This is a genomic window from Mesorhizobium sp. ESP-6-4 (assembly GCF_020164735.1).
Taxonomy (GTDB): domain Bacteria; phylum Pseudomonadota; class Alphaproteobacteria; order Rhizobiales; family Rhizobiaceae; genus Mesorhizobium.
The window spans coordinates 58617-75074 of sequence record NZ_JAIUGS010000021.1 but is presented as its reverse complement, the minus strand read 5'-3'; the positions used below and the strand labels follow the sequence as shown (position 1 = coordinate 75074).

The 16458-nt window shown below is 64.1% G+C and carries 17 protein-coding genes and 1 pseudogene; 7 read left to right on the top strand and 11 right to left on the bottom strand.

What is annotated here, in order from left to right; genetic code table 11:
* Positions 1–61 precede the first annotated feature (61 nt).
* The 5 genes and pseudogenes from LB523_RS25750 to LB523_RS25730 all read right to left on the bottom strand — a co-directional run bounded on the left by LB523_RS25750 (position 62) and on the right by LB523_RS25730 (position 3453).
* On the bottom strand, positions 62–1138 hold the full coding sequence (locus tag LB523_RS25750; RefSeq protein WP_224608268.1) for an NAD(P)H-dependent flavin oxidoreductase: 1077 nt from the start codon (positions 1136–1138) through the stop codon (positions 62–64).
* Between the two features lie 63 nt (positions 1139–1201).
* Positions 1202–1390: pseudogene (locus LB523_RS25745) on the bottom strand (LacI family transcriptional regulator); the annotation flags it as partial.
* A 24-nt stretch (positions 1391–1414) separates the two neighbouring features.
* Entirely contained in the window at positions 1415–1951 is a 537-nt protein-coding gene (locus LB523_RS25740) for a GNAT family N-acetyltransferase (protein WP_224608265.1), read from the bottom strand.
* Positions 1951–2256 carry a DUF1778 domain-containing protein gene (locus LB523_RS25735; protein ID WP_224608262.1) on the bottom strand — a complete coding sequence of 102 codons (306 nt, stop codon included), beginning with the start codon at positions 2254–2256 and terminating at the stop codon, positions 1951–1953. Before LB523_RS25735 ends, LB523_RS25740 begins: the two co-directional genes overlap by 1 nt.
* Before the next feature lie 90 nt (positions 2257–2346).
* Positions 2347–3453 carry a LacI family DNA-binding transcriptional regulator gene (locus LB523_RS25730; protein WP_181174825.1) on the bottom strand — a complete coding sequence of 369 codons (1107 nt, stop codon included), beginning with the start codon at positions 3451–3453 and terminating at the stop codon, positions 2347–2349.
* A gap of 610 nt (positions 3454–4063) precedes the next feature.
* Between LB523_RS25730 and LB523_RS25725 the strand changes: the two genes are divergently transcribed.
* The 7 genes from LB523_RS25725 to LB523_RS25695 all read left to right on the top strand — a co-directional run bounded on the left by LB523_RS25725 (position 4064) and on the right by LB523_RS25695 (position 11128).
* Positions 4064–5026 (top strand): sugar-binding protein, encoded by a 963-nt coding sequence (locus LB523_RS25725; protein WP_140843592.1) that lies wholly within the window; start codon positions 4064–4066, stop codon positions 5024–5026.
* Between the two features lie 120 nt (positions 5027–5146).
* Entirely contained in the window at positions 5147–6712 is a 1566-nt protein-coding gene (locus LB523_RS25720) for a sugar ABC transporter ATP-binding protein (protein ID WP_224608259.1), read from the top strand.
* Positions 6709–7704 carry an ABC transporter permease gene (locus tag LB523_RS25715; protein ID WP_095768037.1) on the top strand — a complete coding sequence of 332 codons (996 nt, stop codon included), beginning with the start codon at positions 6709–6711 and terminating at the stop codon, positions 7702–7704. The genes LB523_RS25720 and LB523_RS25715 overlap by 4 nt, the downstream gene beginning before the upstream one ends.
* A gap of 192 nt (positions 7705–7896) precedes the next feature.
* Positions 7897–8739 (top strand): transporter substrate-binding domain-containing protein, encoded by an 843-nt coding sequence (locus LB523_RS25710; RefSeq protein WP_140843594.1) that lies wholly within the window; start codon positions 7897–7899, stop codon positions 8737–8739.
* 86 nt (positions 8740–8825) lie between these two features.
* A complete protein-coding gene (locus tag LB523_RS25705; protein ID WP_140843596.1) occupies positions 8826–9572 on the top strand; it encodes an ABC transporter permease in 747 nt (248 codons plus the stop codon).
* A gap of 9 nt (positions 9573–9581) precedes the next feature.
* The gene (locus LB523_RS25700) at positions 9582–10313 is read left to right on the top strand and encodes an ABC transporter permease (protein WP_224525921.1); all 732 of its coding nucleotides are present in this window, start codon (positions 9582–9584) and stop codon (positions 10311–10313) included.
* Positions 10313–11128, top strand: coding sequence for an ABC transporter ATP-binding protein (locus LB523_RS25695; RefSeq protein ID WP_140633717.1), 816 nt, complete (start codon positions 10313–10315; stop codon positions 11126–11128). The genes LB523_RS25700 and LB523_RS25695 overlap by 1 nt, the downstream gene beginning before the upstream one ends.
* Before the next feature lie 198 nt (positions 11129–11326).
* Here the strand turns inward: LB523_RS25695 and phnN are convergent, their stop codons facing one another.
* From phnN to iolE, 6 genes are all read right to left on the bottom strand, one after another.
* On the bottom strand, positions 11327–11953 hold the full coding sequence (gene phnN / locus LB523_RS25690; protein WP_176477063.1) for a phosphonate metabolism protein/1,5-bisphosphokinase (PRPP-forming) PhnN: 627 nt from the start codon (positions 11951–11953) through the stop codon (positions 11327–11329).
* Complete coding sequence (locus LB523_RS25685) at positions 11953–13092, bottom strand: alpha-D-ribose 1-methylphosphonate 5-triphosphate diphosphatase (protein WP_095768040.1); 1140 nt, start codon at positions 13090–13092, stop codon at positions 11953–11955. Before LB523_RS25685 ends, phnN begins: the two co-directional genes overlap by 1 nt.
* A 20-nt stretch (positions 13093–13112) precedes the next feature.
* Complete coding sequence (locus tag LB523_RS25680; protein ID WP_095768041.1) at positions 13113–13820, bottom strand: DUF1045 domain-containing protein; 708 nt, start codon at positions 13818–13820, stop codon at positions 13113–13115.
* Positions 13821–14066: 246 nt separating this feature from the next.
* Complete coding sequence (iolB, locus tag LB523_RS25675) at positions 14067–14879, bottom strand: 5-deoxy-glucuronate isomerase (protein ID WP_224608256.1); 813 nt, start codon at positions 14877–14879, stop codon at positions 14067–14069.
* Between the two features lie 377 nt (positions 14880–15256).
* Complete coding sequence (locus tag LB523_RS25670; protein ID WP_095768043.1) at positions 15257–15469, bottom strand: DUF3329 domain-containing protein; 213 nt, start codon at positions 15467–15469, stop codon at positions 15257–15259.
* A 64-nt stretch (positions 15470–15533) separates the two neighbouring features.
* Positions 15534–16448: a myo-inosose-2 dehydratase gene (gene iolE, locus LB523_RS25665; protein WP_140843606.1), complete on the bottom strand. Its 915-nt coding sequence runs from the start codon at positions 16446–16448 to the stop codon at positions 15534–15536.
* Positions 16449–16458 lie beyond the last annotated feature (10 nt).

Here is a 16458-nt window from a genome sequence, read left to right as displayed (position 1 = left end):
CAATCCAGTGTCGACAGGCGGGTTAAAAGCTCATCGGGGACGTCGACGACGAAGACTTCGCTTACGCAGGCGTCGTTTTGCCGGCCGAGAGAACGTCGAACACTTCGCCCGTTTCGGCCACGAGCGTTCGCACCAGTTGTCCGGCTGGAAGCTCCCTGTTCAGCGCCGCCGCCTGCCCATAGAGATGGAAGGCGAAATCCTTGTCGCCGCCGAGCGGGGCGCTGAGCGCGACCATTTGCGGGAAGTCCGGAAGGGGCACCCTGCTCTCCTCCATTTCCAGGGCGTAGCGGGTGCGTCTCGCGCGCGCCGCGCGGCCGGTGAAGGCATCGGTGACCATTGTGTCCATGTCGGTCGCCGTGCGGATCAGGGCGCGGCGCGGAGCGTCCGTGCCGGCCTCGTCGCAGGACAGGAAGCCGGTGCCGATCTGCACGCCGCTGGCGCCAAGCGCGAAAGCGGCCGCTATGCCGCGGCCGTCGGCGATGCCTCCCGCGGCAATGACCGGGAGTTTGACGGCATCGACGACCTGGGGAACCAGTGCCATCGTTCCAACGCCGTCGCCAGGACCATTGGGAGCATGCGAACCGCGGTGACCTCCCGCCTCCCAGCCCTGGGCGATGACCGCGTCGGCTCCACCGTCGGCGAGCTTGCGCGCCTCGGCAACATTGGTCGCGGTGCCGATGATTGCGATTCCGGCTTGCTTCAGCCTGCCGACGGCAGCCGCATCCGGAATGCCGAAATGAAAGCTCACGACCGGCGGCTGGATCTCGAGCAGCAGTCCAAGCTTTTCTTCATCGAAGCCCGGTCCGATCGGCGGAAGCCTCCGCGAGGGTTCGCCGAGCGACAGCTCCTCATAGTAGGGCCGCAACCTGTCGATGACCTGGGTCAGCACGGCGTCGCCGGTGTCGGGCCTGGGAAAAACAAAGAAGTTGAGGTTGAAGGGACGCACGGTCAAGGCGCGCATCTGGCGCGCAACGTTGCGCAGGCCATCCGGCAGCATCGATGCGCATCCGAGCGACCCCAGCCCACCGGCATTGCTCACCGCGGCGGCGAGCTCCGGCGTCGCCGAGCCCGCCATCGGCGCCTGGATGATCGGATGCTCGATCTTCAAGAGATCGCATAAACGCCGGTTCGGCCACATGAGCGTTTTTCCTGTTGGGAAGGAACACACGCTCACTCATCATAAGCCGGTCTCGGGGCCGGGTCATCGGAATTGTTCGGGTACGCTCCCCACGCTCTCCCGTTCCACCAGCGGGCACTCCAGCTTGGTGATCGGATAGCGGCCGCGGCCGGGCGTCGGCGGCGTCTCCAGCTGCTCGATCGCCCATTGGCCCATCGCCAGATGCGGCAAGGTCGTCAGCGGCGGGAAGTGATGGCGGGCGATCTCCTCGTCATGCAATGGCCTGCACAACTCGCCTCAAGTTTTCGAGAACAGCGCCTGTATCGTCTCGATCGGCATCAGCATGACGCGCTCGCCCAGCGGAGACATAGTGAAGTCGTGACGCTGGTAGAAACCAACGGCGTCGTCGTCGGTGGCGTGCGCCACCACGGCACGAACCCCGGCAATGTCCGAAACCGCGAGGCAACGCCGGAGCGCATCGGAAAGCAGGTCGCCCCCGAGGCCCATTCCCTGGAACGCCTGATCGATCGCCAGACGGCCTATCAGCAGCAAAGGAACCTGTTCAGGCATGCCCCGGCGTAGCTTGGCGCTTGGCAGCGCGACCCGTTCTTCCATCGCCGTGGAGATCGCGTAGTAACCGACGACACGATTTTTCGTGCCCGCGTCGCAGACGACATAGGTTCGGGCAGACAATCCCTCGCCGGCGAGGGCACGGTTTCGCAGCCAGTCATCAAGGGTGGGATGCCTGCCGTTGCGAAATTCTGCGACATCATGACTGATGGTCAGCCGTTCCGGAGCACGGACTCGCGGGCCTTGCGATTGCCCAGCGGGCATCAGCGCTCCCAGGCTGGCTTGCGCATCATGCGGGCGCGAAGCTCTTGCGACGGCTTGTTCGGAGCATCAAGCAGGTCAAGAAATTTCTCATGCGCGTCGGCATCGAGAAAGAAGGCACGCTGGTCGAGAATGGTCTCCTCAGCCTGCTTGCGCGCACTGTCCAGCATGAACTCCGACAGTTTTTGCCCGCGCAAGCTCGCGGCGCGGTTGAGAATGGCCTTCGTCTCGGCCGAAGCGCGGATCTGAATCACATCATCCTTGCGAACTGCGTTGCGATTGCTGCCAGCATGACTGGACTGCGCCATCGAAATCCTCCTGTGTCAGGGACAGATATCTAGTGATTGTCAGTACAACGTCAATACGTTTCAAGCCTTGAAGTGGCGATCTGGGACATCCTATCCCTTCACGCCTGCCACGCTCTCCCGTTCCACCAGCGGGCACTCCAGCTTGGTGATCGGATAGCGGCCGCGGCCGGGCGTCGGCGGCGTCTCCAGTTGCTCGATCGCCCATTGGCCCATCGCCAGATGCGGCAGGATGGAGGTCGTCAGCGGCGGGAACAGATGGCGGGCGATCTCCTCATCGTCATAGCCAACCACGGAGATGTCCTGCGGGATATGCAGGCCGGCTTCCTTCAGCGCTTCGTAGCAGCCGATCGCGGTGCGGTCGTTCTGGCAGAAGATGGCGGTGGGCCGGTCCTTGAGCCCGAGCAGCTTGACCGTCGCGGCATAGCCGGCGCTGGCCGACCAGTCGCCCTCGACCACCAGTTCCGGGTCGAACGGGATGTCGGCGGTGGCTAGAGCGCGGCGATAGCCCTTGAGCCGATCCTGAGCGGCCTGCATCCACGGCTCGCCGGTGATGGTGGCGATGCGGCGATGGCCATGGCCGATCAGGTGTCTCGTCGCGCTCTGGCCGCCGGCGATCTCGGAGGGAACCACGGCCGGGAAGGCATAATCGGCGGTGTAGCAGTTGAGCAGGATGACCGGCATCTCGAGACTGTAGAGGAAATCCGGCGCGGCGATCTCGCGGGTGAAGATGGTCATATAGATCAACGCCGTGATGCCGCGCCCCGTCAGCGCCTGGATGGCGCGCGGCTCCATCACCGCGTCGCCCATGGTCTGCGCCACCAGAAGCACGTTGCCGGCGTTCCACGAGGCCTGCCGCGCGCCCTCGATGGCGACCACCGCCTCGGGGCTGGTGGCGAGCTGGTCGACCGCGAAGCCGATGACGCCATCCAGGCCTTCGAAGGGCGTCACCGGCGGCCGCAGCGCGGAAAAGACCGGCGGCGAATAGCCCAGCGCTCTGGCCGCCTCGATCACCCGGTCGCGTGTCTGTTGCGACAGCCTGATGCCCGGCGAATTGTTGAGCACGAACGAGACCGTCGCCTGCGAGCAGCCGGCGGCGCGCGCGATGTCGGTCATGGTGACACGTCCTTTGGGCTTGGCGGCCGGCTTGCGGCGCCTGGAAGCCCCGGGAGGATCACGCAGTTCCGTCGGTTCACTCATGGTCGGTTCCCAAACCCGGCCGGCTCCAAAGCAAAGGCCGATTGCAATGGCAAGATGGTCGGCACGCTCATCTGAAACGCACTATTGATAATAAGTATTATCAAGCGCGACATGCAAATCGCCGGCCGCGCCGCGTCGCGACGAAATCAGTCCGATAAGGTCAGCAGCGCTGACAATTCCTACGGGTTTCCGTGCTGTAGAAAGCTTTTGCGCACGTGCTCTCCTCACTCCCGGCGCATCTTTCGACCAGCGTCTCCTCCGCTTCGAAAGCACGCGCCTCAGCCCAAAACTAATACTCTTTACTAATAGCTGTAAGCGTTCTACTGTCAACTCGTCGTAACCGTCCGGGCTTCCGCTCGGTGCCGGCAAAGTGCGAAGGATGCTCGCTCGAAAGCCGGCGGACCGCCGGTTGGGGCTCGTGTCCATCCTCACGAAAATGTCAGACAAATCGGACTATTTACGAATGCCACATGAGTGTCTAGTGTCTCGACCGCGGCCGGATCGGAACCGTTCTTAAGTCGGCGGACCTTTGCGCCATACCCTTGAGGAGGAGGGTTATCCGCGCCGCAGCCGAGACATCAGCGAAGAGTTCTACAAGGGAGGTTGAACTATGAAATCCATGATACGCAACGCATCCGTCGCCGCGGCGGCCTTGGCATTAGGCCTGTCGGCAAGCGCCAGCGTGCGCGCCGACGACAAGCCGACGCTGGCCTTCGTCGTCAACGGTGCGTCAGACTTCTGGAAGGCGGCGGAAGCCGGCGTGAAGAAGGCGCAGGGCGAACTGCCCGACTACAATCTCGAGCTCAAATATCCGGAACAGTCTTCGGTCGCCATCCAGCAGCGGCTGATGGACGATCTGGTGACGGCAGGCGTCAAGGGCATCATGGTCTCGGCCGTCGATCCCAAGACCTCGACCGACGGACTGAACAAGATCGCGTCGGAAACCGCGCTGTTCACTACCGACTCGGATGCCCCGCAGACCAAGCGCGTCGCCTATATCGGCTCGTCCAATGTCGATGCCGGCAAGCAGGCGGCCGAGATCGCCAAGAAGGCGATGCCCAACGGCGGCAAGTGCCTGGGCTTCGTCGGCCTGCTCGGCGCCGACAACGCCAAGGAGCGCATCCAGGGCATGAAGGACGGGCTCGCCGGCAGCAAGATCGAGCTGGTCGACGTGCGCGGCGACGATATCGACCAGGCGCGTGCCAAGAAGAACGTCGAGGACGCGCTGGTCGCCAGCCCCGATATCACCTGCATGGTCGGCTTCTATTCCTACAACACGCCGCGCATCTATGAAGCGCTGCGCGACGCCGGCAAGCTCGGCCAGATCACCGTCGTCGGCTTCGATGACGATCCGATCACGCTGGGCGGCGTCAAGGAAGGCACCGTCGCCGCGACCGTGGTGCAGCAGCCGTTCGAATGGGCCTATCAGGGCATGAAGCTGATGGCCTCCTACCTCAAGGGCGACAAGTCGGGCATCCCGGCCAACAACCTGATCATCATCCCGACCAAGATCATCGGCAAGGATGATGTGGACGCCTACGCCGCCAATCTCAAGGCGATGCAGGGCAAGTAAGCTCAGCACAGTTGCGCCGGCTCAAGGTTCGCCTTGAGCCGGCGTTCGTATTGACGGACCCGCCAAGGCCCGTCAGTCTGTGGCCACCGGCTGTTGCCCCGTGCGGTAAACTATGGCGTGATGACCTCTACCGATTCCACTCAACCGACCACCGCTCCGTTCCTGAGCCTCGAGGCCGTGCGCAAGACCTATCCGGGCGTTGTGGCGCTGGACAGATTCTCGATGGAGGTCCGGCCCGGCGAGGTCATAGGCCTGGTCGGCGAAAACGGCGCCGGCAAATCGACGCTGATGAAGATCCTCGGCGGCGTGACGCGGCCGGACAGCGGCACCATCACCGTCGACGGCGCGGCGCATGACGCGCTGACCGTCGAGCAGAGCATCGGCTCCGGCATCGCCTTCGTGCACCAGGAATTGAACCTCTTCGAGAATCTCGACGTCGCCGCCAACATCTTCTTCGGCCGCGAGCCGCTGCGTGCCGGGCCGCTGAGGCTGGTCGACCGCGCGAAACTGCGCGAGATGGTGGCGCCGCTGCTAAAGCGCGTCGGCGCCAATTTCTCGGCCGACGCGCCGGTGGCGTCGCTGTCGCTCGCGCAGCAGCAGATGGTCGAGATCGCCAAGGCGCTGTCGATCAAGGCGCGCCTTGTCATCCTCGACGAGCCGACTTCCAGCCTGCCGATGGCGGAAACCGAAAAGCTGCTCGACGTCATCAAGGGCCTGAAGGCGCAAGGCATCAGCGTCATCTTCATCTCGCACCGGCTGCATGAGATCGAGCGCGTCGCGGACCGCGTCGTAGTGCTGCGCGACGGCACGCTGGCCGGCACCCTTCCCAAGAGCCACATCAATCACGACGAGATGGTCAGGCTGATGATCGGCCGCATGCTGAAGGAGCGCGAGAAGGCCGGCGAGGCCGCCCGCGCGCCGGGTAGCGTGGCCCTGTCGGCGGATGCGATCCGCACCAGCACCTATCCGGACCGGCCGGTCAGTCTGGAGTTGAAACGCGGCGAGATCCTCGGCCTGGCGGGCCTGGTCGGCTCCGGCCGCACGGAGCTGGCGCGCGTGCTGTTCGGCATCGAAGAGCGGTTGGCCGGCAGCGTCACGCTCGACGGCAAGCCGCTGAATGTGACATCGGCGGCGGATGCGGTGGCGAATGGCATCTTCCTTGTGCCGGAGGACCGCAAGCTCACCGGCATACTGCTGGACCTGTCGATCGCGCAGAACATTTCATTGCCCAACCTGCCGGCCCATGCCAGGCGCTCGCTGGTCTCGGTCGGCGCCGAGCTCGCGACGGCCGAAAAGCAGAAGAAGAACCTCGGCATAAAGGCGCCGTCGGTGCTCACCCGCACCGGCACGCTGTCGGGCGGCAACCAGCAGAAGGTGGTCCTGGCCAAATGGCTGGCGATGAACCCCAAGGTGATGATCCTGGACGAGCCGACGCGCGGTATCGACATCGGCGCCAAGGCGGAGATCTACGGGCTGATGCGGGCGCTCGCCGATGCCGGCGTCGCCGTGCTGATGATTTCCAGCGACATGGAAGAAGTGATCGGCGTGTCGGACCGCATCGCGGTCATGCATGAGGGGCAGATCTCCGGCATCCTCGATAAGGACGATTTCAGCCAGGAGAACGTGCTTTTGCTGGCGGTCGGCAAGAAGCCGAAACTGCTGCAGGCGGCGGGAGGAGCGCAATGAGCAAGAAAGATCTCGGCCTGCTGATCCTGATCCTGGTGGTCGGCGCGGTGGTGACGGCCATCAACCCGCGCTTCCTGTCGGCGATCAATCTCGCCAACACTTCCAACCTGGTCGCTCTGTTCGGCATCCTGTCGATCGGCCAGGCCTTCGTCATCATCACCGGCGGCATCGAATTGTCGGTCGGCTCGGTGATCGCCCTGCTCGGCACGCTGTTCATCGATTTCATCGCGGTGCGCGAGGTGAGCTGGCCGCTTGCCTTCGTGCTGATCCTCGCGCTCGGTGCCATCATCGGCTTCGTGCATGGCTGGCTGATCACGCGGCTCAAACTGCAGCCTTTCGTGGTGACGCTGTGCGGCCTGCTCATCTATCGCGGCGTGGCGCGCTTCTATACCGCCGACGGCACGGCCGGCTTCGCCTTCGGGCAGAACTTCCCGACGCTCGAGTTCCTGACCGCGGGCCGCTCCTACGGCCTGCCGAACAGCTTCATCGCGCTGATCGTCATCGCCATCGTTATGTGGGTGGTGCTGCACCGCTCGGTCTTCGGCCGCTATCTCTATGCGATCGGCAAGAACGAGGAAGCGGCGAAATATTCCGGCATCCGCACGGGCCGGGTGATCATCGCCGCCTATGTCATCTGCGGCGTGCTGACGGCGCTGTCGGCGATCTATTTCGCCATGTACACGCGCTCGATCTCGCCGGCGAGCCACGGCCAGTTCTATGAGCTTTATGCCATCGCCGCGGCGGTGCTGGGCGGCTTCTCGCTGCGCGGCGGCGAAGGGTCGCTGGTCGGTGCTGTCCTCGGCACCGTGCTGCTGCAGGAGTTGCAGAACCTCGTCAACCTGCTCGGCATTCCTTCCTCGCTCAACTTCGCGGTGATGGGCGGCGTGATCCTGATCGGCGTGCTGGTCGACCAGCAATGGGGCGTCTTCCGCGCCCGGCGCCGGATGCTGGAGGCGTCTCGCAGGGGCGTCGCCGGCGCGCCGGCGGAGTAGTCTCGCTCTTCCGTCCACATCGGATCGGGTTCCGATTGGATCGATGCTCGCGGTGAAGCCGCGGGCAGGGCCGGATTCGTGGGCGGATTGCAACAACGCGTGAACCGGAAAACAGCCCTTGTCGCAGAATCGGGGCTGGGCTAAGCAAATGGTATCTGAGGGATCCAAGAACAAAATATGGGAGAAATTACCGTGACATCATCACGTTGGATCGCGTTCGCCGCGCTGGCGTTGACCTGTTCGACCCCGGCTATGGCCAAGGACTGGAAGACCGTGACGGTCGCGATGGAGGGCTCCTACGCCCCGTGGAACCAGACCGACGCCAGCGGCAAGATCGTCGGCTTCGAGGTAGACATCCTGAACGACGTCTGCGCCCGCGCGAAGCTGGAATGCAGCATCGTCGCGCAGGATTGGGATGGCGTCATTCCCGGTCTCACGGCAGGCAAGTTCGACATCGTCATGGACGGCATGTCGATCACCGAAGAGCGCATGAAGACCATCGACTTCTCGATTCCCTACGCGTCGTCGCCGGTGGCTTTCCTGGCCGACAAGAACGGTCCGCTGGCGCAGATGTCCAACACCGGCAAGATGATCGATCTGTCGAAGGACGACGCCGAATCCAAGGCGGCGCTCGACACGCTGCGCAAGGAGCTCACCGGAAAGAATGTCGGCCTGCAGGTTTCGACGACGGAGGCGACATTCGCCGACAAATATCTCAAGGATGTCGCCAACGTCCATGAATACAAGACCACCGACGAGCACGACCTCGACCTGATGGCGGGCCGCATCGACGTCGCCTTCGCCGACACCACCTATTTCCTCGGCACGCTGGCCAAGCCCGATGCGAAAGACCTGGAATTCGTCGGCCCGCAATTCAAGGGTGGCCCGATCCTCGGACCGGGCATCGGCGCCGCTTTCCGCAAGACCGACAAGGACCTGCAGGACATCTACAACAAGGCGCTCAAGGCCGCGCTCGATGACGGTTCGGTGTCGAAATATTCCATGCAATGGTTCAAGATCGACATTACCAAGTAATGTCGCAACGGGAGCAGCCAAGGCTGCTCCCGTTTTGCATTGAGCATATACGTCGATGCCTATCTCGGCGCCCGCAGGAGCCGTAAGTGGAGTTTCTCAACGATCTCAAGGATCAGGTTTCGACGGCCTATGAGCTGTTGGCCGCCGGCTGGGGCGTGCAACTGCTCTGGGGCATCGCCTGGACGCTCGCCGTCACCGTCGTCTCGATGCTGATCGGCGCCGTGCTGGGCTCGCTGGTGGCGGCGGCCAAGCTTTCGCATCGCGGCGGATTGAGATTCATCGGCGAGAGCTACACCACCGTCTTCCGTGGCGAACCGGAACTCCTGATCATCTACCTGTTCTACTATGGCGGCACGCAGATCCTGACCGGCGTGGCGCGCTCGACCGGATCGATCGGCTCGGCGGACATCTTGAACATGCCGAGTTTCCTCGGCGGCGTTCTCGCGGTCGGCATCATTTCTGGCGCCTACCAGGCCGAGGTTTTTCGCGGCTCGTTCCTGGCGATCCATCGCGGCGAGCTGGAAGCGGCGCGTGCCTACGGCATGTCGGCCTGGCTGCGGTTTCGCCTAGTGATCATGCCGCAGGTCTTGCGTCTCGCGGTGCCGGGGCTGGGCAATGTCTGGCAATTGACCATCAAGGATTCGGCGCTGATCTCGGTCACCGGCGTCGCCGAGCTGATGCTCACCGCCAACAAGGCAGCGCGCTCGACGCATCATTCGCTGCTTTTCTACACGCTCGCCGGCATCCTCTATCTGGTGATGACCTCGATCTCGACGCCGATCTTCGACAGGGCCGAGCGTTACACCTCCCGAAGCTTCACACGGCCGAAATAAGAGGTGGCGGTGGATTTCGACTTTTACCTTTCGACCATGTGGAGCGTGCTGAAGGCGCTGCCGCTGACGCTCGAGATCTGGTTCTTCGGCATCGCCTTCGGGCTCATCATCGCCACCGGCCTGACCTGGCTGCGGGCTTCCGGCTACAAATCGGGCGAGTATTTCACCCGCGCCTATGTTTTCGTCTTCCGCGGCTCGCCGTTGCTGGTGCAGCTCTATCTGGTCTATTTCGGGCTCTCCCAGTTCGACTTCGTGCGCCACAGCCCGATCCTGTGGCCGATCCTGCGCGATCCGATGTATTGCACGATCGTCGCCATGGCCTTGAATACTGCGGCCTATGAGAGCGAGATTTTCCGCGGCGCGCTGCGCGCGGTGCCTGTCGGCCAGATCGAGGCGGCCAAGGCGTTCGGCATGTCGGCCTTCACTCGCTTCCGCCTCGTCACGCTGCCGATCGCGCTGCGGCTTGCGTTGCCGGCCTATTCGACGGAAATCATCCTCATGACCAAGGCAACCGCGCTGGCGTCCGTGGTCACCATCATGGAGATGATGGGAACGGCGCAGAAGATCCAGCATGACACGTTCCGGCCGATTGAGGTGCTGACCTGCGCCGGCGTGATCTACCTGCTTCTCAACCTGTCGATCGCCCGGCTGTTTGCCTGGGTCGAGCACCGGCTTTCGCCGCATCTGCGTCCCCCGCCCGAGCGGAGCCAGCAAGTCAAACCCGTACCGGAGGTGTTGTGATGTCGGCAAATGTCGCCGCTGCCGCGAAAGCCGCGCCGTCCTCCGACGAGACGCCCGCCATCAGCGTAAAGGATCTGCGCAAGTGCTTCGGCGATCATGAGGTGCTCAAGGGCATTTCGCTCGAGGCCCACAAGGGCGACGTCATCTCGATTCTCGGCTCCTCCGGGTCCGGCAAGAGCACGATGCTGCGTTGTATCAATCTCCTGGAGACCCCGGATTCCGGCGAAGTGCGGGTCGACGGCGAGCTCATCAAGATGAAGCGGGGTCGCGACGGCCACCAGATGCCCGCCGACATCCGCCAGGTGGAGCGGATCCGCGCCAACCTCGCCATGGTGTTCCAGAGCTTCAATCTGTGGTCGCACATGACCGTGCTGGAAAACCTCGTCGCCGCGCCGACGCATGTGCTGAAGCGGCCGCGCGCCGAGTGCCTGGAGCAGGCCGAGGCATTGCTGAAACGCGTCGGCATATGGGAGCGCCGCAACTACTATCCGCCCCACATGTCGGGCGGCCAGCAGCAGCGCGCGGCAATAGCCCGCGCGCTGGCGATGAATCCCAAGGTGATGCTGTTCGACGAGCCGACATCGGCGCTCGATCCGGAACTGGTCGGCGAGGTGCTGCGCGTTATGCGCTCGCTCGCCGAAGAAGGACGCACCATGCTGGTCGTCACGCACGAGATGGGTTTTGCCCGTGACGTGTCGAGCAAGGTGATGTTCCTGCACAAGGGCGAGGTGGACTCGGCCGGCGAACCGAAGGAGATGTTCGCCAGGCCGCCGACGCCGCAGTTCAAGCAGTTCATCGCCAACTTCAATAAGTGAGGCGCTGCGCCCCCTTCTCCCCTTGTGGGAGAAGGTGGCCGCGAAGCGGCCGGATGAGGGGTGCTGGACGGAGCGAGGCGCTGGCGTTTGGCACAACGGTGCTGCCAGGCGAAAGCCACCGCCAAGCTGGAGCACCCCTCATCCGTCTCGGCGCTTCGCGCCGATCCACCTTCTCCCACAGGGGGAGAAGGGAAAGCGCTAGATCATGTCCGACAGATCCGAGAACGCCATCGCCTTGCGCAGCACCTCGGCGAAGCGTTCGCCGGCGATTTCCTTGTCGCCGCTGTTGTCGATCGAGGTCACGTCCGGTCCCGTCAGCTTGACGCTGGTGCTGCGCGCCAGGCGGGCAAGCACCTCGCCGCGCGATTCACGGCCGCGCGCCGCCAGCCGCTCGGCGAGGATCTCCGGCGTGGCGGTGATCTCGACCACAGCCAGATTGGCGTAGCGCTCGCGCAGCGCCGGGATGACCGCTCGGGAGACATTCGCCACGGCCACGTGGCCATTCGCCACGGCCCAGTCGACATCGGCCGGCAGGCCATAGCGCAGGCCGTGCGCGTCCCAGCACAGCGAGAAGGCGCCGTCCGCCTCCGCCTCGGCAAAGGCGGCATCCGCCAGCGTATCGTGGTCCTCGCTTGCCGTGTCGCTCGGCCGGGTGATGACGCGGCGCACGAATTCCAACCGCGTCTCGCCGGCAAAGCGCGCCTTGGCGTAGCCGATCACCGTGTCCTTGCCGGCGCCGCTCGGCCCCACCACCGCGACGAAGACGCCGTTGCGGATCGGCAGGCTGTCGGCCAGCTCGCGCTCGATGAGAGCTGAGACCATCATCATGCTACCCGGCTGCCCTGGCGCCACACGGTGCGCACGACCGGCACATGGTCGTCCACGCGCACCCGCACCAGGTCGGCACGGCGGCCGGGCTCGATGATGCCGCGGTCGGCGAGGCCGATCGCTTCGGCCGGGTTCTTCGAGACCATGGCGACCGCCTGCGGCAGCGAGATGCCCTCGACGACGTCGCCGAGGAAGAAGGCCGACTGGATCAGGCTGAAAGGGATGTAGTCGGACGACAGGATGTCGAGCAAGCCGTCGGCGGCGAGCGTGCGCGCCGAGACATTGCCGGAATGCGAGGCGCCGCGCATGACGTTTGGCGCGCCCATCAGCACGCCGAGGCCTGCGGCTTTCGAGGCCTTTGCCGCCTCTTGCGTCGTCGGGAACTCGGCGACGCGCACGCCCTGCTCGATCGCTTCGTCGACATGGCCGGCGGTCGCGTCGTCATGGCTCGCCAGCACGATGCCGCGCTCCTGGCAGGCGGCTGAGATGAAGACCCGGTTCGGACCGGAATTGCGGGCCGATTCGGCCATCCGCTTCTCGCAGAATTTCTGGAAGTCGCGGTCCGTCAGCTTCAGTTTGCGCTGGTAGTAGTAGGCATAGGTCTCGAGGTTGACGAACTGGCGCTGTCCGGGCGCGTGATCCATCAGCGAGGCGAGCTTAACCCGCTCGTCGGTCTCGAAATTGGCGAAAGCCTCGAGGCAGTCCGGCGCCGAGACCTCGCAGCGCAGGTGGATGAAATGGTCGGCCCTGAGCCGATCCTGGCGCACGCTGTCCTCGATCGCGTCGGCCAGCTTGCGAACATCGTCGGATTTCAGGTCGGCATCCTCGTCCATGCCGACGCGCAAGGCGTCGAGCACCGTCGTGATACCGGCGGTGGCGACCTGGGCGTCATGGGCAAGCACGGCGGCGATCGGGTTCCAGCGCACTTTCGGACGCGGCGCGTAATGGCCCTCGAGGTGATCGGTGTGCAGCTCGACAAGGCCCGGGATGATGTAGTCGCCGCCCATATCCTCGCCGATGCGGACAGCACCCGGCTCGACGGCGGCAATCAGGCCGTCGCGCAACAAAAGCGAGCCTTCGACGATTTCGTCGGGCAGCACGATGCGGGCATTGGTGAGAACGGTTTCGGCGGTCATCGAGGGCGGTCCTATATCAATCAAGCTGTTTTGCGGGCGGGGCTACGGCCAAGCGTATGATGGGAAAGCACCATGAACGGGGCGCCGGGCTCGCTTTCGACGAACAATGTCAGCGCATCCACCGGCACCGGCTGCCGCAGCACATCGGCGAACAGGCCGTCGATCGCTGCACGAAGACGTGGGCTTTCCTGTGGCCCGACCCGCCCCGACAGCGTCATGTGGAAGCGGAACGTGTCGAAGACGTAAGGATAACCCCATTGGCAGAGGTTGCGGAACTCGTCCGGCTTCAGCGCATCGGGACTGCGGCGCTCGATCTCGGCCTCCGTCAGCGGCGCGCGGAACGGATCGAAGGCGCGCACCACCTCGCCGGCGAAATCGTTGAGTGGCGCAAACTGCGCTTCCGGCACCAGCGCGAAAAAGCCGTCGATCTGGCCGACGACGAGACGCGGGATGATCACAGGCGGCGTCGCCTCGGCGAAAGCGTCGAGCGCGGCGCGCAGCGAAGCTTCCGTCTCGTTCGGCGCCAGCCGGAACGGCGCCTTCAACGTCGCATGGAATCCGTAGCGCCGGGCGGATGCGGTGTGGAAGGCGACTTCCGCGGCCGACAGATCGCCCACGGCCTCGACCGGCCGCGTCGCCGCGCCGAACGGGTCGCGGCCCAGCCAGTTGGCGGCAATGCGCGCCAGCTTCTCGTCCTGCCCCGGGGTGTAGTAGATCGCGTAGCGCATGGGCGTTCCTCGTCAAGCGCGCTGCGCGCCCCGAAGGAATATGCGACGCGCTTCAAGTCATTGTCTTGGCAAGTCGTGGCCCAAAACGCCGGAGCGCTTGCGGCGACATGCACCGGAACCGCTGCCATAGGTGATTTCCATGACGGATTGACGAAGCTTTCGTGGGTTTTCGAAGGCAAGTCCAGCACGGAGCTCGTTAGCCGACGATTTTTCCGGGCTGGACCAACGGCTTTGCCGGCGTGTCGATCAGGCCTTCATCAGCCATTCATGCTCGGGCGCGTTGTGGAATTTCCACGTCCGCTTCGGTCCGGCCATGACATTGAGGTAATAGAGGTCGTAGCCGTGGCAGGCGGCGCAAGGGTGATAGCCCTTCGGCACCAGCACGACATCGCCGTCCTCGATCGCCATCGCCTCGTCCAGCTCGCGCACGCCGTTGCGGTCGGCATCGGTGTAGACGCGTTGGAAGGCAAAGCCCTGCGGCGGGTTGAGGCGGTGATAATAGGTCTCCTCGAGATAGGATTCGGCCGGCAGGTTGTCCTGGTCGTGCTTGTGCGGCGGATAGCTCGACGTGTGGCCGCCGGGCGTGATCACCTCGACCACCAGCAGCGAATCAGCCGGCTTCCCCTCGGGCAGGATGTTGGTGACGTAGCGCGTGTTGGTGCCCTTGCCGCGCACCTCCTGGCCGAGATCGTCAGGTCCGATGACGCGCACCGGCAGGCCGCCGCTTAAGCCGGGCGCCGAGCAGACGGCGAGTTCCAGCTCGGTATCGGCGGTCACCGACCAGTCGGCGCCTTGCGGCACATAGACCGACCACGGCTTGCCTTCGAAGGGCGACATGCGCTCGCCGAGCAGGCCGAGATCCTTGCCGCCGGCCGACGCTTTGCCCTTGCCGGTGACGAACACCAGGCAGATCTCGCGCTCGCCGGTTTTGCCGGACACCGTCTCGCCCGGACGAAGCCGATGCAGATCGAAACCGACATAGGTCCAGCCGGCGCTTTGCGGCGTGACGTGAGCGACATGGCCGTGGCCCTTGTCGGCCTTGACGAGCAGTTTCGACATTTTTGTCTCTCCTATTCCGTTGGCCTTCGTTGGTTGCGGATCAAAGATCTTGCCGGCTGACAGAACCAACACAACCTTCGAGATTGGCCGAGGCCTCCAAACTGCGTCATTCTAGGGCGAAGCAGGAGCGCAGCTCCGTCGCGGAGACCCTAGAATCCATGCCGTTACCTCAATCGAAGGGCGCTGCGGAGCAGAATTCTGTACCGCAGCGGCTGCTTCGAAGTCACGGAATGGATCCTAGGGTCTGCGCTACGTCGCTGCGCTCCTTGCTCCGCCCTAGGATGACGAAGCGAGGGGCGTTTCGGCTAATCGCCAACGCATGCGATCCGCCATGCACGCAGTATCCGATCCGTAGACGCTTCTGAGCCATGGATTAGTCACTCCTTCGGTCCGGGTTCGGCCTTGTTCTCCTCAATCGGCTTATAGAGGTAGAAAAACTGCCACACGGCATAGCCGGCGAAGCCCAGCGCGATGACGCCCCAGAACGGCGTGCCGGACGCGAATTCGATCACCGACCAGACCAGGCAGACCGCGACGACCGCGATACGGCGCCACAGCGGCCGGAAGAAGGGATGCTCATAGTCTTTCATCGCGCCAATCCAGGATTTGCCGAAAGCACAACGGATAAACCGGGCGCCCCGACTAATCCACTGCTCAGGCCGGAAAACCTTGCGTCTCGACCGTATAGCCGGCGGCCGTCATCACCCGCATAAGTTCCTTGTGGCCGACCTGGGCCATCTTGAGCGGCGGGTTCTTCTTCGGATCCTGCTCGGCCTCGACCACGAACCAGCCTTCATAGCCATGATCAGCGAAACGCTGCACGATGGCGCCGAAATCGAGTGAGCCGTCGCCCGGCACGGTGAAGGCGCCGAGCGCCACGGCGTCGAGGAAGGACTGTTTCGTGCGGTCGAGCCCGTCGATCACGCCCATGCGAACATCCTTCACATGGACGTGGTTGATGCGCTTGTGGTGATTGTCAATGGCGCGCAGCACGTCGCCGCCGGCAAAGGCGAGATGGCCGGCATCGAGCAGCAGCGGAATGCCTTCGCCGGAGTTGCGCATGAAGGCGTCGAGCTCCGGCTCGGTCTCGACCACCGCCGCCATGTGGTGATGGTAGGAGAGCGGCATGCCTTGCTCAGCGCACCACTCGCCGAACTCGGTGACGCGCCGGCCGTAAGCCTTCATCTCGTCATCTGAAAGTTTCGGCTTGGTGGCCAGAGGCTTGGAGCGGTCGCCCTGAATGGACCGGCCGACCTCGCCATAGACGATGCAGGGCGCGTCGACGGCCTTGAACAGGTCGATCATCGGCTGGATGCGGTCCTTGTTCCGGGAGATGTCCTCGTTGACAAGCGTGCCCGAGAACCAGCCGCCGCAAAGCGTGACGTCGGCCTCCTTCAGGATCGGCAGCATCACCTTCGGGTCGTTGGGGAAGCGGCGGCCCATCTCCATGCCGGTGAAGCCGGCCGAGCGCGACTGGCGCAGGCATTCTTCCAGCGATACGTCATCGCTCAATTCCACGAGATCGTCATTCCACCATGCGATGGGGGACATGCCCAGTTTGGCTTTCAAGTCGTCACTC

Bases quoted from the DNA above. Each gene is read 5' to 3' on its own strand.
- LB523_RS25750 (WP_224608268.1), bottom strand. From the start codon at position 1,138: ATGTGGCCGAACCGGCGTTTATGCGATCTCTTGAAGATCGAGCATCCG.
- LB523_RS25740 (WP_224608265.1), bottom strand. From the start codon at position 1,951: ATGCCCGCTGGGCAATCGCAAGGCCCGCGAGTCCGTGCTCCGGAACGG.
- LB523_RS25735 (WP_224608262.1), bottom strand. From the start codon at position 2,256: ATGGCGCAGTCCAGTCATGCTGGCAGCAATCGCAACGCAGTTCGCAAG.
- LB523_RS25730 (WP_181174825.1), bottom strand. From the start codon at position 3,453: ATGAGTGAACCGACGGAACTGCGTGATCCTCCCGGGGCTTCCAGGCGC.
- LB523_RS25725 (WP_140843592.1), top strand. From the start codon at position 4,064: ATGAAATCCATGATACGCAACGCATCCGTCGCCGCGGCGGCCTTGGCA.
- LB523_RS25720 (WP_224608259.1), top strand. From the start codon at position 5,147: ATGACCTCTACCGATTCCACTCAACCGACCACCGCTCCGTTCCTGAGC.
- LB523_RS25715 (WP_095768037.1), top strand. From the start codon at position 6,709: ATGAGCAAGAAAGATCTCGGCCTGCTGATCCTGATCCTGGTGGTCGGC.
- LB523_RS25695 (WP_140633717.1), top strand. From the start codon at position 10,313: ATGTCGGCAAATGTCGCCGCTGCCGCGAAAGCCGCGCCGTCCTCCGAC.
- phnN (WP_176477063.1), bottom strand. From the start codon at position 11,953: ATGATGGTCTCAGCTCTCATCGAGCGCGAGCTGGCCGACAGCCTGCCG.
- LB523_RS25685 (WP_095768040.1), bottom strand. From the start codon at position 13,092: ATGACCGCCGAAACCGTTCTCACCAATGCCCGCATCGTGCTGCCCGAC.
- LB523_RS25680 (WP_095768041.1), bottom strand. From the start codon at position 13,820: ATGCGCTACGCGATCTACTACACCCCGGGGCAGGACGAGAAGCTGGCG.
- iolB (WP_224608256.1), bottom strand. From the start codon at position 14,879: ATGTCGAAACTGCTCGTCAAGGCCGACAAGGGCCACGGCCATGTCGCT.
- LB523_RS25670 (WP_095768043.1), bottom strand. From the start codon at position 15,469: ATGAAAGACTATGAGCATCCCTTCTTCCGGCCGCTGTGGCGCCGTATC.